Origin of the sequence: Gleimia sp. 6138-11-ORH1 (assembly GCF_024814355.1) — a bacterium.
Lineage (GTDB): Bacteria > Actinomycetota > Actinomycetes > Actinomycetales > Actinomycetaceae > Gleimia.
Map to the genome: position 1 here is coordinate 286,315 of NZ_JANUXV010000001.1, position 14,763 is coordinate 301,077.

General features: G+C 47.9%; 12 protein-coding genes. 8 read left to right on the plus strand and 4 right to left on the minus strand.

Annotated features, from left to right (window positions below; genetic code table 11):
• The first annotated feature begins 4 nt into the window (after positions 1-4).
• The 8 genes from atpD (at position 5) to NXS08_RS01195 (ending at position 7,888) form a co-directional block, all read left to right on the plus strand.
• Positions 5-1,450 carry a F0F1 ATP synthase subunit beta gene (gene atpD, locus NXS08_RS01155; RefSeq protein WP_259136296.1) on the plus strand — a complete coding sequence of 482 codons (1,446 nt, stop codon included), beginning with the start codon at positions 5-7 and terminating at the stop codon, positions 1,448-1,450.
• Positions 1,451-1,452: 2 nt separating this feature from the next.
• The gene (locus NXS08_RS01160; protein WP_259136297.1) at positions 1,453-1,728 is read left to right on the plus strand and encodes a F0F1 ATP synthase subunit epsilon; all 276 of its coding nucleotides are present in this window, start codon (positions 1,453-1,455) and stop codon (positions 1,726-1,728) included.
• 28 nt (positions 1,729-1,756) lie between these two features.
• Entirely contained in the window at positions 1,757-2,167 is a 411-nt protein-coding gene (locus NXS08_RS01165; RefSeq protein ID WP_259136298.1) for a DUF2550 domain-containing protein, read from the plus strand.
• A gap of 104 nt (positions 2,168-2,271) precedes the next feature.
• Positions 2,272-2,970 carry an endonuclease NucS gene (nucS, locus tag NXS08_RS01170; protein WP_259137334.1) on the plus strand — a complete coding sequence of 233 codons (699 nt, stop codon included), beginning with the start codon at positions 2,272-2,274 and terminating at the stop codon, positions 2,968-2,970.
• Positions 2,971-3,052: 82 nt separating this feature from the next.
• The gene (locus NXS08_RS01175) at positions 3,053-4,252 is read left to right on the plus strand and encodes an N-acetylglucosamine-6-phosphate deacetylase (RefSeq protein ID WP_259136299.1); all 1,200 of its coding nucleotides are present in this window, start codon (positions 3,053-3,055) and stop codon (positions 4,250-4,252) included.
• A 521-nt stretch (positions 4,253-4,773) separates the two neighbouring features.
• A complete protein-coding gene (locus NXS08_RS01185) occupies positions 4,774-5,982 on the plus strand; it encodes a hypothetical protein (RefSeq protein WP_259136300.1) in 1,209 nt (402 codons plus the stop codon).
• Between the two features lie 2 nt (positions 5,983-5,984).
• Positions 5,985-6,974: a hypothetical protein gene (locus NXS08_RS01190; RefSeq protein WP_259136301.1), complete on the plus strand. Its 990-nt coding sequence runs from the start codon at positions 5,985-5,987 to the stop codon at positions 6,972-6,974.
• Between the two features lie 8 nt (positions 6,975-6,982).
• Positions 6,983-7,888 (plus strand): tetratricopeptide repeat protein, encoded by a 906-nt coding sequence (locus NXS08_RS01195; RefSeq protein ID WP_259136302.1) that lies wholly within the window; start codon positions 6,983-6,985, stop codon positions 7,886-7,888.
• 100 nt (positions 7,889-7,988) lie between these two features.
• On the opposite strand, the gene glgB is transcribed toward NXS08_RS01195, so the two are convergent.
• From glgB to NXS08_RS01215, 4 genes are all read right to left on the minus strand, one after another.
• Positions 7,989-10,175, minus strand: a complete 2,187-nt coding sequence (glgB, locus tag NXS08_RS01200; protein WP_259136303.1) for a 1,4-alpha-glucan branching protein GlgB — start codon at positions 10,173-10,175, stop codon at positions 7,989-7,991.
• A gap of 97 nt (positions 10,176-10,272) precedes the next feature.
• On the minus strand, positions 10,273-11,676 hold the full coding sequence (locus NXS08_RS01205) for a hypothetical protein (RefSeq protein WP_259136305.1): 1,404 nt from the start codon (positions 11,674-11,676) through the stop codon (positions 10,273-10,275).
• 2 nt (positions 11,677-11,678) lie between these two features.
• Positions 11,679-13,742 carry an alpha-1,4-glucan--maltose-1-phosphate maltosyltransferase gene (locus tag NXS08_RS01210; RefSeq protein WP_259136306.1) on the minus strand — a complete coding sequence of 688 codons (2,064 nt, stop codon included), beginning with the start codon at positions 13,740-13,742 and terminating at the stop codon, positions 11,679-11,681.
• A gap of 477 nt (positions 13,743-14,219) precedes the next feature.
• Positions 14,220-14,759: a DUF4854 domain-containing protein gene (locus tag NXS08_RS01215; RefSeq protein WP_259136307.1), complete on the minus strand. Its 540-nt coding sequence runs from the start codon at positions 14,757-14,759 to the stop codon at positions 14,220-14,222.
• Positions 14,760-14,763 lie beyond the last annotated feature (4 nt).

Consider the following 14,763-nt stretch of genomic DNA (forward strand, 5'->3'; position numbering starts at 1 on the left):
GAAAATGAGCGAAAACACGCAAACTACTCCCGGCGTGGGCCGGATTGCCCGCGTAATCGGTCCGGTGGTGGACATCGAGTTCCCGCCAGACCAAATGCCAGCAATGTACAACGCTTTACAAGTTGATCTAACTGGTTTAGGTGAAGGTGCAGTTACCACTACCATGACTTTGGAAGTGGCACAGTTCCTTGGTGATAACCTCATCCGCGCAATTGCGTTGAAGCCTACCGACGGTTTGGTCCGGGGAGCAAAAGTACGTGACACTGGTGCGCCCATCTCAGTTCCAGTAGGTGACGTAACTAAGGGGCACGTATTCAACGTAACCGGTGAATGTCTGAACCTTAAAGACGGCGAAAAACTGGAAATTAACGAGCGTTGGCCAATCCACCGTCAGCCACCTAACTTCGACCAGCTTGAGTCAAAGACTAAGATGTTCGAAACTGGCATTAAAGTAATCGACCTGCTTACCCCGTATGTACTGGGTGGAAAGATTGGTCTATTCGGTGGTGCTGGTGTTGGTAAGACCGTTTTGATTCAGGAAATGATCCAGCGTGTGGCCCAAGACCACGGTGGTGTGTCCGTATTCGCCGGTGTTGGGGAACGTACCCGTGAGGGGAACGACCTGATTGTTGAAATGGAAGAGGCAGGAGTTTTCGATAAGACTGCTCTGGTCTTTGGTCAGATGGATGAACCACCAGGCACCCGTCTGCGTATTGCCCTTACCGGCCTGACTATGGCGGAATATTTCCGCGATGTGCAAAACCAAGACGTGCTTTTGTTCATCGACAACATCTTCCGTTTCACGCAGGCAGGTTCTGAAGTTTCCACGCTGCTGGGACGTATGCCATCTGCAGTGGGTTACCAGCCGAACTTGGCAGATGAAATGGGACAGCTCCAGGAACGAATCACTTCTGCGGGGGGACACTCCATTACTTCTTTGCAGGCAATTTACGTTCCTGCGGATGACTACACTGACCCGGCCCCGGCAACTACCTTCGCCCACTTGGATGCAACTACGGAACTTTCCCGTGAAATTGCTTCCCGTGGTCTGTATCCAGCGGTAGATCCGCTGGCATCCACTTCCCGTATCTTGGACCCAACCTACGTAGGGGAAGAGCATTACGCGGTGGCAACTAGAGTTAAGTCCATTCTGCAAAAGAATAAGGAACTGCAAGATATTATCGCTATTTTGGGTGTGGACGAGCTTTCTGAAGAAGATAAGATTACTGTTTCCCGTGCTCGCCGGATTGAACAGTTCTTGTCTCAAAACACCTACATGGCTGAAAAGTTCACCGGGGTAGCAGGTTCTACAGTTCCGTTGGAAGAAACTATTGAAGCTTTCAAGCGCATTACCGAGGGCGAATACGACCATATTCCAGAACAGGCGTTCTTCAATATTGGTGGTATTGAGGACCTTGAACGTGCGTACCACGCATTGCAGAAGGCTTAAAGATGACTGCAGAACAGTTACTTAAAGTTGAGATAGTAACCCGTAAGGAAATCCTTTGGAGTGGTGAAGCCACTCACCTGATGTTGCCATCAGTGGAGGGCGACTTTGGGGTGCTGCCCAAACGTGAGCCTATTATTGCTGTCCTCCGTGAAGGTATTATTCGCGTAGACTCGGTGGCTGAAGGTCGTTTAGAATTCGATGTAACCGGTGGTTTCGTTTCAGTCGATTCTGACTACGTCACGGTTGTTGCTGAAGCTGGCGCGGTAAGAAATAACTGAGCTGAAGAGGAAAGAGGAGGGATTAAGCATGGATTTTATGATCACCGTGTTTAGCGTCCTGCTTTTCTTGGTTTTAGTTGTTGCCGTTGTGGGGCTCTATCTGGTATTGCGGATCCGTCACATTGGGAACATTGTGGGGACATTTGAGTGCTGGATTCGGGATAAACAAACCGACACTTGGACTTCTGGGATGGCGCGTTTTAAAGAAGATGAGCTGCAGTGGTTTCGTCTGGTTGGGTTTCGTCCCACTCCTCAGATTCGCTTACCAAGGCGGGGAATGGTTATTTCGGTTCCGCAGAACTTCGGGAACTCTCCTTATGTGGAGATTGTGATTGAAGCTAACGGACAGAAAATCTATTGCACTATGGCAACCCAGTGGTATAACGGTCTGGTTTCTTGGGTGGAATCAGAAGCACCTCAGCCGCGTAAACTGTTCTAACGATTACCTTATATTAAGAAAGAAAACTCGGGATATATCCCGAGTTTTCTTTTATCTTTAGGGGGAACTTAAACCCTGGTTAGTAACGTGTTAAGGTGGAATACGTGCGTATTGTGATTGCGAAGTGTTCAGTAGATTATTCTGGTCGTTTAGATGCTCATCTTCCCGAAGCCAAGCGGGTGCTGATGTTAAAGGGTGACGGCTCTGTTTTAGTGCATTCAGATGGGGGATCTTATAAACCGCTTAACTGGATGAGCGCGCCTTGTAACTTGCAAATTAGTGAGCCTTCCGCAGAAGAAAGTGCTGAAGGAATCAGCCAAATTTGGACGGTGCAAGCAAAGAAAACGAATGATTGTTTAGTTATCCGCCTAAGCGAAATTTATCTAGAACATAACGAAGAACTCGGGATTGATCCGGGGCTGATTAAAGACGGTGTTGAGTCTCACCTTCAAGAGCTTTTAGCTGAACAGGTAACTTCTGTTTTAGGGGCCAGTTGGACATTGATCCGCCGTGAGTATCCTACCGCCATTGGGCCGGTGGATTTGTTAGTTAGAGATCAAGATGGCAAACCGGTCGCGATTGAAGTGAAGCGTCGCGGGGGAATTGATGGGGTAGAGCAGCTTACCCGTTATTTGGAACTATTGGGGCGTGACCCGCTGCTTGACGGATTGCGGGGAATTTTTGCGGCGCAGGAAATTTCTAAACAAGCGCGTACTTTAGCTGAGGATAGAGGGATTAGCTGTTTAGTTTTAGATTACGATGCTATGCGTGGAATGGATGACGCTGAGTTTCGTCTTTTCTGACCCTCTTGGAATGGATTGAGAATCATTTTAACTACCCAAAAGTCACGTGACAGAGAGTATATAAAAGAGGAAAATGGAAGCTATGGAGACTAAAAAAATTTTACGAGGCCGTTTAGTAACGGATACAGAAGTTATTGCAGATGGCGCGTTGGTATTTACTGATCGGATTCTAAAAAGTGGGGTTGCCACTGAGATTCTTACAGATAGTGAACTGGCTTCTGCAGAATCGGTTTCTGGTTTTATCCTGCCTGGACTGGTTGATGTTCACTGCCACGGGGGAGGTGGGGAGTCTTTCCCAAATGCGGAAACTGCTGAGCAGGCTATGACTGCGGTTTTGGCGCATCGGAAGCAGGGGACTACGAGCCTAGTTGCCTCGGCGGTGACGGCTGCTCCGGAGGTTCTTAAAGCCCGCGCTGAAGTGCTTACTGACCTGTGTGAAAAAGGGGAGTTAGCAGGTATTCACTTTGAGGGGCCATTTGTTTCGCACGCTCGATGCGGGGCACAAGACCCTACTTATATTATTGATCCGGATCCAAAACTTACTGAAGAGCTACTTGAAATTTGTAAGGGTTACTGTACTACGATGACAGTTGCTCCTGAGAAAGATTTGGCTTACGGGGTGGGTTCGGTTGCTGAAGTTCTGATCGAGGGCGGTGCTTTGCCTTCTTGGGGACACACTGACGCTGGTCCTGACCATGTGCGGGCTGCTTTAGAATATTCACGTGAAAAATTAGCGCAGACTGCGCCTCGTTCTCCTAAAGCTACGGTAACTCACTTATTCAATGGAATGCGTCCGATTCACCACCGCGATCCCGGGCCAGTGCCTGAGTTTATTTCGGATGCTGCCAGAGACGGGGCTATTTTAGAAGTTATTGCTGATGGAGTTCACTTAGATCCTAAGATTATCCGTTCAGTTTATGAAACTATCGGTCGGGATGCTCTAGTCTTTGTTACTGACGCGATGGCTGCTGCCGGTATGCCGGATGGTAGTTACCAGTTGGGCCCTCAGGGCGTGACGGTGAAAGATGGGGTAGCTCGCTTGACTGGGGGAGAATCTATTGCCGGAGGGACCTCTAGATTAATCGATCAGATTCGCCTATTAGTAACTGGTGGTTTGGTGTCTTTAGTAGATGCAGTTTACATGTCTACTGAGCAGGGAGCTAAGATTATCGGGGACGAACGAATTGGTAACTTACGGGCTAATTCTCATGCAGATGTGCTGGTTATCTCTGATGATTTCCAAGTTGAGCGGGTTTATCGCCGCGGACTGGAAATCGTTTAGGAACGTTTAACTATAGATATATCGTGCGTAGATCTTCAAAACGACGTTACAGTAGTCCTCATCGCCCTCTTGAGATGGGGCGTTTAGCGTCGATGCCACGGGCGGTGCAGCGGCGCGGTGAGACTTTTCATGTTCAGTATGTTAGTACTGGAACGAAAACTTATGTGTGTCCTGCTTGCCCAGCGCCGATTCGACCGGGAACGTCGCATGTGGTGGCCTGGCGGATTGAGGGGGCTTTTGGGACTGATCTGGGAGTGGAGAGTCGGAGGCACTGGCATACAGACTGTTGGGAAAGAGATCTGGGGCGAAACCAGAGCTATTAGTAAAGTTTTAGCTGGTTTTAGCTAATGGTTTTACTTCTGCGTTTTGCTGTGCACACAACTGTTTTGAAAGACTGCGGATGTTTTGAAATGTCCGCAGTCTTTCTGTGAGATTACTGTTAATTTATGTCTTAACCTGGCACGGAAACGAATTTACGCATAGGCTAGACTTGAATATTAGTATTTTTAGGAGTCTCTACCTTGAAAAGCTTACTTTCTCGTAACTTACTACCCTCGGTGATTTTGATTTGTCTGGGGTTGCTGGTCAGCTTAGTTAGCATTGCGACTTTGACTTTTGCGCGCCCACAGAGCCAGATCAATGCCACCATGGATACCCCAACCACACCCTATATTATGACTCGCGAGGGCGTTTTTGAACTTAGCGGAGGCGAGCCGATGACGATTACGGCAACCGCTAAGCCAGATCAGATGATTACTCTGGTGGTTGGTCGTAGTAAAGATATTCACGCATGGTTAGATGAATCTCCATATACGGAAGTTTCCGGACTGCAGTCTTGGGAGCGTTTACACGCTGAGAAATTTACCGGTAAAGTTTCTGAAACTGAACAGCCTGATCCGGTTAAAAGCGATATGTGGCTTGAGGTTATTCAGGGTGAAGGCAAAGTAGAGTACACGCCTAAGCCGGCAACTAAGGGAATGGCAATTCTTGCCACTGTTGATGGTAAAGAAGCTGCTCCGAAGCTTCAGCTGGCTTGGACTATGCCCGCTTCATTGATTTGGCGAGTTACTGCTTTAATTTTAGGTTTAGTGCTGACTTTAGCTGGGCTAACTCTACTGTGGTTATTCCGCCAAAATAAAATAGGCTCTGAAAAGATTGTTCCAGAGATTCTTCAAGGTAGCCTGGCTGGGGAGATTACTGGCAGCGGCGCCTCCCTTGCAAGTGAGGATCTTGCAGATTCCACTGAGACTGATGGCAATACTGATGAGGATACTGCTTCTGAAGTTACGGAAGAAGAGCTTGCAGCGGAGTCTGAACCATTTACTGAACCGGAACCATTTACGCAATCAGGTCCTACTGTAGAACCTGAACTAACTGTTGTAGAAGCAGAGAGTGAAGCTGACTTAGTAGCAGAACCTGAGCTTGAACCAGAACCTGAGCTGAAAACTGATGCAGCGGCTGAAGTTACAGTACCTGAAGAACCTAAAGAATCTACTGTTGTTGAAGTACAGAAGCCAGAAGAACCTGTTGCGAAGGTAAGGCAGGCAGATATTTTGGAAACTGTGGTTGGCAAACGGTCAATCCGGTTCCCTTCTCGGCAGGCAATTAAAGAAGCGCGTCTACGCGGTGAAGCAATTATCGAAGTTGATGGAAGAGCCTTCCAAACCGGTTTAATCCCCGTGGTTAAAAAGGTAAATGAGGTTGCTGAAGCAGAGTTAGAAGCGGAGTAAACATGAAGAGAAGACAGTTCCTGGGATTATTCACCTTAACTGCAGCTGCCGGTCTACTGGCTGGTTGTGCGGACGAGGCTCCCCGCGTTGATAAGGTTCTTCCGCCAGCAGAAGAGGAAATTCCTAATCTGGACGCAGATCAGGTACGTTCAGTTTTAAATGAACTGACTAAGGTACTAACTAAAGCTGATGAAGCAAAGAATGCGGATCTTTTAGTTGAACGGGTTAAGGATCCTGCTTTAACTATGCGACGCGGTTACTACACGTTGGCTCAGAAAACGGATGCTAAAGTTCCAACTTTATTTATGGATCAGTCCACGGTGACTGTCACTAAGTCAGAAGAATGGCCGCGGGCGATTGTTCTGGGAACTGAGATTGTAGAGGGGGAACTGCCTTCTGTATTGCTGATTACTCAGGCAGATGCACGTTCACCTTATATGTTAGAAAGCTGGGCACGCCTTTTCCCATCTTCTAAACTGCAGACGATTAAGGTTTCAGAAGGATCTCCGATTGTTAAAGTCGATTCTGCTGAGTACGTTGAAACACCTTTGAAAGCAATGCAAACTTGGGGTTCGCGTTTGAATAATGCGGAACTAGACCCGCAACGCTATGCGCTGGACGATTTCACTAAGTTCTATTTAGATGAAAAGCAAAGTCTAAACGAGCAGGTAGTTAAAGTTGGTACAGTAACCTATCGCAATGTTTTAGTAGAGGATAGGATTACTGCCGTTAAGCTGGCAGATGGTTCTGCACTGGTCTTTGGCTGGTTCAATCAAGACCAGATTTATACGCGCACCGCAGAAAAAGGCGCTTTGAAAGTACAGGGAGTACACGCGGCGTTATTAGAAGGCGACGATGATGAAGTGAAGCTTAATGAGCCTGTAACAGCTTACTATACGGTTGCAGTTGCCATGGTTCTTCCCGTAGTTGGTTCGAAAGAGCCAATAAAGGTGATTGCTGCTGAACGTGTGCTTCGGGAAGTGAAACGCTGAGGTAACTAATGACTGACAATACGCAAATGCCCGCTGATACGCGAGGAGCAGTTTCTTTAGAAGGTTTTAATACTGCAAATACAACCTCAGCTGCGCACGCGAATGGCGGGGAAAATAATGCAGGTGCGGGAGTAGAGCTTCACGGGCCGATTATTAGAGAAATTGGTGCTGCTGATCTTACTGATTTAGTGGCTATTTCGGATAAACTTCCAGTGCTGGTGTATATCTACCAAGTGGGAGTTGCTCCCTGTGTGGAGCTAGAGCCTATTTTAGTTTCCTTAGTGGAAGAGCTGGCTGGAAAAGTTGTTTTAGCGAAGCTAGATATTGCTGCTCACCCACAGATAGCCCAGGCCTTGCAGGTGCAGAATGTGCCGGCAGTTACTGCGATTTTAAATGGCCGTCCACTACCGTTGTTTGCTGGGCTGCAGCCGCGTGAGAATGTGGTGGCAGTCTTTAATGAAGTATTAAATATCGCTAACCAATCTGGTTTAACCGGGCGGATGGTTGATATGAGCGCGGAGGAAGCTGAAGCGCAAAATCCTCTTTATGCTCCGGCGCGGGCTGCTGAAGACGCTGGAAATTTGGAACTGGCTTTACAAGAGTGGGAGTTAGTTTTAAAGAAGCAGCCTAAAGATCAGGTGGCGAAAGAAGCGTTAGCGCGTCTTAACCTGGTTTCACGTTTAAAAGACGATGCGAATACGGGGCCTTTGGCTGAAGTTGATTCCCTCTTTGCTTCCGGTGAAGTAGAAGCCGCGTTTGAGAAGTTACTTTCTTTGATTGCAGAAAATAAGTATTCTGCTCCTGAGGTTGCCGAATCTGCGCGGGTACGTATTTTGGAAATGTTCACGCTTTTAGGCAATAGTGACCCGTTAGTGCGGGCTGCCCGAGGGCGTTTAGCTACGGTTTTATTCTAAAACTTACGGCTGCTATTTTTCTGCGAAGTTTAATAGAGACATATTGTAGTGGTGGGGAGTTATCTATTTGATAACTCCCCACCACTTTTATGATTATTGATTATTTGACGGGTCTTAACCAGACTGCCCCCAGTGGAGGGACTCTCAGTTCAACTGAATGAGAGCGCCCATTCCAGGCAATTTCTTCTGCCTGTAATTGCCCGATATTGACAACTCCGGAACCACCGAATTCTTCCGCATCGGTGTTGAGTACTTCTTCCCAGTTTCCTCCAAAAGGTAGTCCAACGCGATAGCCTTCATGAGGGTTACCGGCAAAGTTAGCGACGCAGACAATCACATTAGATTCACTGGTGTCTGTTACCTGATTGTTTTTACGAATATAGGAAATTAGATTGTGCTCTGAATCAGAACCATCGATCCACTCGTAACCGGTGTAGTTGTCATCCCAGAAAGCCGGGTTAGAGGTGTAGAGGTGGTTTAGGCGGGCAACCAGTTCAAACACGCCTCGGTGAGCGTTGTCATCTAAATGCCACCAGTGGAGTGAATCAGCTTCATTCCACTCGGCTTCTTGGGCGAACTCCTGTCCCATGAAAAGTAATTGCTTACCTGGGTGAGACCACTGGTAGGCTAAGAGCGAACGCAGTCCCGCCAGGCGACGCCATTTATCTCCCGGCATTTTATTGAGCAAAGAGCCTTTACCGTGAACAACTTCATCGTGAGAGAGCGGGAGCACGTAGTTTTCAGAGAAAGCGTAGACTAGGCTGAAAGTTAATTCCCCGTGATGCCAAGAACGATTTACGGGATCTTCTTGCAGATAGCGGAGCGTATCATTCATCCAACCCATATTCCACTTCATTCCGAATCCTAAACCACCTTGTGAAGTGGGGGCGGTGACTCCCGGCCAGGCGGTAGATTCTTCAGCAATCATAATGATTCCCGGGTGTACCCGGTAAGCTGTGGCATTGGCTTCTTGGAGGAAATCAATGGCGTCAAGGTGTTCGCGTCCACCGTATTGATTTGCCCGCCACTGTCCATCTTTTCTGGAGTAGTCTAGGTAAAGCATAGAAGCTACGGCATCAACGCGGAGTCCGTCGATATGGAATTCTTCTAACCAGTAGAGGGCATTCGCAACTAGGAAGTTGCGTACTTCGCGCCGACCAAAGTTAAATACTAAGGTGCCCCAGTCGGGATGTTCTCCGCGCAGCGGGTCAGGATCTTCATACAGTGCAGTTCCATCAAATTTGGCAAGTGCCCAAGCATCTTTAGGGAAGTGTGCCGGTACCCAGTCCATGATTACCCCGATGCCTGCTTGGTGGAGGCGATCGATTAGGTAACGTAAATCGTCAGGGGTTCCAAAACGAGATGAAGGCGCGTAGTAAGAAGTCACCTGGTATCCCCAAGAACCGCCGAAGGGGTGCTCTGCTACTGGCATGAATTCAACGTGTGTGAAGCCCATGTACTGTAGGTAGGGGATCAGATCGTCGGCAAGTTGCCGGTATCCGAGTCCTTGTTTCCAAGATCCTACGTGCAATTCGTAGATTGACATGGGCGTATTGTGTGGGTCTTTTTGGGCGCGGGATTGCATCCACTCTGTATCTTCCCACTGGTGGAATTGCGCGGTTACTACTGAAGCAGTAGCTGGCGGAATTTCGGTGGCGCGCGCCATGGGGTCAGCTTTTTGGAACCAGTTTCCATCGGGGCCACAGATTTCAAACTTGTAGCGGGCCCCTACCTGGACTTCAGGAATGAAAAGTTCCCAAACACCAGAAGCACCTAAAGAACGCATAGCTGCAGAGCTACCATCCCAGTAGTTGAAGTCACCGACTACTCTGACTGCTTTTGCGTTCGGCGCCCAAACTGCGAAAGAAACTCCAGAAACTTCACCCAGTTCCCCTTGGTAATGGCGGACGCGAGCACCTAAAACTCTCCAGAGGGATTCGTGGCGCCCTTCTTGAATCAGATAGGTGTCTACCTCTCCGAGGGTGGGAATGAAACGATATGGGTCGTCTACATCAGCTGTCTGGTCACCGTAGGTAACGCGGATCCGGTAATCGGGGATTTCGATGAGGGGGAGAACAGCTTTCCAAATACCTGCCTGCTCATGGGTAGCTGGGTAAACCCCATTCTTAGTAACGATTTGGACGGCATCAGCAAGGTGTCGCACAGTTCGAATGGTGACAGCATTGTCTGAAAGGTGGGCTCCCAGAACAGAATGCGGATCGTGGTAGGTGGCTTTCGCAACAGCTTCAAGCACTTGCGGGTCGACGGTTACTTCGTTGTATGTCATGTCCAGATTCTTCCCTGAATAGTTAGGTATTAAAAAATACTTTGTGTTGAAATTTTAGCCTTTTTTGGGCGTAGTTGGGTAATCTTCGATGAAGCGCTTAAGAGATTTCTCCAAAGCGTTTCAAAGATTGCTGCGGAATCCACTGCCAGTTAGGACGAAAAGCCGTTTCATACCGGTATTCATAGCAGGCTTTTTCAAACTCTAAAACGGTTAGTAGCTGTTTTTCGAAGTCAGAGATACCGTGGGGAAAATATCCAGCTAGAAAAGCCTCTCTGGTAGTTTCTTCCCACTTTCGAGCTTTTGAGCTTAAACCATATTTAACGGCAGCAGCATAAGAAAAAGAACGGAGCATTCCGGCGCAATCTCTTAAAGCCAGATCGGCCTTATGTCTGGACTCTAACGGGCGGAGTGGTTCGCCCTCGAAATCCACAAATTTCCAGGGGAATTTATCGTTTGCAGGGGTGTGGAGTACTTGGCCTAAGTGGAAATCTCCGTGGATTAGCTGAGTGGGCAGAAGTGAAATGGGGTTTGCAATAGGTTCTTTCGGGGCAGTTATCGACTGCGCGGAAGGGCTTTTCAGCTGCGCGGAAGCGAATTCCAGTTGCGCGGAAGAATCTATTGCAGAGGATAAAGAAGCCTCTTTTGAAGTAAAGAGTTTTTCGCATAGCTTTGCTAAAGGCGCAGCCAGGGTTGTCAGAAATTCTGAATCTTGGGGTAGTTTAGCTTGCGTATATTGATATTCAGCTTGGATTCGATCAATAAGGTGGGTTAGGAAAAGGGGAGTGGTCTGTGTAAACGCAGCTGCTAAATCAACGTGGAGTTGCAAAGTTGCTGCCCCTAAAGATGCTGCTAAGCAGGAAGCAGCAGTATCTTCTGTAAAGAGCTTCCAAGCATCTTTTGCTTCGCTGAGGAACTCACTTAGAACGCTTAGCGTATAAGAAACTCCAGCAATTTCCACTACTGCGCTTCCATAAAAGCGTGGTATCACCTGGCTACCTGATTTGCTTAGGGCAGCCCCAACTTTTACTTCCGGATGTTCACCGGGAAATAATACTCGAATGAACTTTAATAGCAGCGGTTTAGAGAACTCTTTACTATAGAGCACTAAAGAAGTGTTAGATTGTTCTGCTCCTAGGGGCTTTACCGTTAAATCTTCAGGGGCAGTTAGTCCAGAAAGAGTTAAGAGAGCCTTAGCAAAAAGCGGGTGGGCAGAGGCTTCTACTACCGGGAGAGGGTTTCCTATTTCCGGGGCAGAGGCTTCTACTACCGAGAGAGGGCTTCCCATTTCCGGGGTAGAGGCGTCTACCGCCGGAGCTGAGCTATCTTGCGCCAGCACTGGAACAGGTAATATCGCAGTGCCGGCGCTTAAAAACAGCAGCCAGATTCCATCTGCTCCTAGCTTTTGCGCGTGGACTAAATCTAGACTCGCATTTTTGGGACACCAACGCTGCTTTTGGATCCAGGGCAGTAAAGTACGCCAGCTGAAACTAACTTCTGTCATTCTTACTGGTCGCGCGAGACAGCCAGCACGTGAGCAGTGCGAATTTGTGGGCAAAGTTCCACGAAATTACGTTCTCCCCACTGGTATTCTCTACCGTCTAACTGGTCTACTACCGTCAAAAGTGGCCCAGAGGAAGTATGCTGACCAGTTTCGCCAAGTTTACCGAAGTCTAAGTAGACTTCTCCTTGCACCGTATTTTGAGGATCTAGATTGACCACTACAATCACCGTGTCTGCCACACCGGTGGGCGAGTGTTTAGCAGGTACGTGCTTAGAGAAACAGATGAGGCGATCATCTGAAGTGGGGTGAATAGTTAGGTTATGCAGTTGCTGCAGTGCGGGATGTTCCTTACGCGCTTGATTCAGCAAAGTGAGAAGGTTAGCGATTCCATAGTCACCAACTTTCTTCCAATTCCGAGGGCGGTACTCATACTTTTCGTTATTATTTTGCTCTTCATAACCGGGACGAGGTTCTTTTTCAACAAACTCATATCCCGAATAGATCCCCCAGGTAGGAACCGCAGTGGCTGCTAAGACAGCCCGTAAAGCAAACATAGCGGTTCCTCCGGCGGTCATCTGCGGAGTAAGAATATCGTGAGTGGTTGGCCAGAATGCGGGGCGCATCAGGTGGGAAGTTTCCTGCGAGACTTCTTGGAAATACTCTTCTAACTGTTCCTTAGTGGTGCGCCAGGTGAAATAGGTGTAGGACTGATGGAATCCGATTGCCCCTAAAGTACGCATCATAGCTGGCTTGGTGAAGGCCTCCGCTAAGAAAATTACTTCCGGGTGAGTGGAACGAACTTCGGTAAGTAAACGCTGCCAGAAATTCAGTGGTTTAGTATGCGGATTATCTACTCTAAATAAAGTCACTCCGTGTTTAATCCAAGTGTAGACGACGTTGCGGATCGCCAGGTAGATTCCCTCTGGATCATTATCGAAGTTAAGCGGATAAATATCCTGGTATTTTTTCGGAGGATTCTCAGCATAGGCGATAGTGCCATCAGCTCGGGTGGTGAACCACTCAGGGTGTTCACTAACCCAGGGGTGATCGGGAGAACACTGCAATGCCAGGTCTAAGGCAACTTCCATTCCCTGCGCTTTTGCTTCTTTGACAAAGTTATCGAAGTCAGCAAAAGTTCCTAAATCAGGGTGAATAGCGTCATGGCCACCTGAGTGGGAACCGATTCCATAAGGGGAGCCAGGGTCATTTGGGCCTGCAGTTAGCGTATTATTTTTTCCTTTTCGGTGCGTAGTGCCAATCGGGTGGATTGGGGTTAGGTAAATGACATCAAAACCCATGCCAGCAATACGGGGAAGTTCTTTAGCTGCTTCAGCTAACGTACCTGAGATCCAATTTCCAGCATTATCTTGGAATGCTCCGTAAGAGCGAGGGAAGATTTCATACCAAGACCCGAAGAGGGCAAGTTTACGATCGACTTGCAACGGATATGAACGAGTTGATTGGCATAAGTCCCGCAGCGGGAATGCTTTGAAAATACGACGAACCTTTGTTGATAATCCGCCAGATAAGCGTCTTTGCGCGGTGGCAGTTTGGTCACGCAAATAGGTGATGGCTTCAGAAATAACTTCTTTTGCGGTGGAATCTAAGGCAAGTTCTTTTAAGGCTCGTGAAAACAGGCGGGCGCCTTCTTCCAACATGAGCTCTACGTCAGTTTCGGCAGCGATTTTTACAGAAGCGTCGTGCGCCCAAGTGGCAAAAGGATCAGCCCAGGTGTCGATATGGAAACTCCAATTTCCCGGGTAAGTGGGCAGAACCCAGGCTTCGTAACGGTCCAAACCGGGGGCTGTGTCATGCATACGGACTCTTTGATGTTCCACTCCGTGAGGATCAACTAAGACAGCTTCTGCAGCTAAAGCATCATGTCCTTCACGAAAAACTGTGGCTCGGATCGGGAAAGCTTCATTCTCAGTGGCTTTTGCCGCCCACAAACCGCCCTCGATAACCGGGAAAATTTCGATTGCGGGAATCCGAGTAATCTGTGCTTGGGCGGGAACTAAATTTTTAGGAACAGTTTTCCGGATCGTGACCCGACGCTTAGTAGCCATAATACTCCTTTGGTAAAACTGAGACTTTATGAAACCGCGGTAAAGTGAACGCAAAAAGCCTGGGTTCATAAAGTATTTAGGAACTCTTTTCCCAGTGTACCGGGGAAACTAACCAGAAAGTTCCGCTTTAGGATTTAAGAATCAAACTAAAAGGTATTTTCGCAAATAACTGTGCCATCTTCGTATTAGTAACGGAAGGTGACTTTCGGGCTGAGATGCGAATTTGGCGGAAAGTTTTTGGATGAATCGTTTTCTAAACACGCTCTCAAATAGCGTATTAGGTGCTTGAACTTCCCTTTTTAAGGCTGAAGCAGAAAGCCCTATGCGTGGCAGAAGCCCTACCCGTGGCAAAAGTTCTGCCCAGTGCAGAAGCCCTACCCAGCGCAGAAGCCCTATGCGTGGCAAAAGTTCTGCCCAGCTATCTTAGAAACCTCAGTTCCTAAGATAGCTGGGCAGAAGCTATGAATAATGTTCTAACTAGAAAGTTCGTTCCCAGATAAGGTTGCCATCTTTATCTAGGTAACGGAAAGCTACTTTTGGATCTACAATCCCAGCTCTTTCCATTTCCTGTTTCCCAAGTTTACTTGCTTCCTCAAGTTGTTGAGCCGCTAGTTTATCTAAGCTCTCAGCAAATAGTTTTGCATCTGGAACGTCTTTGAGGACGTATTCGTAGACCAGCGTGCTTGGAGCTTCAGCCTTGCCGCGCACGCTAATCAGATGATCTCCATCAGCCCCTAAGGAAGATAAATCTGTGGAGTTGATTTGGTCAACCATTTTCTGAAGGAAAGGGTGAATCTCAGTAGCAGGATCCTTAACTTCCTTATTACTTTCAGAAGATGAATCCTTATCAGTAGCTTTGGTAGAGTCAGAGCTTGCAGTTCCACCCTTAGCTTCAGAGAGAGATTTAACCTCTTGAGAATCTCCGTTTGAAGTGGTGGAAGCACCTCCACAAGCGGAAAGTGAAACAGTTAAACCTAACGCTACCGCAAAAAGAGGGAGTTTTTTAAATGCACGCATTTTA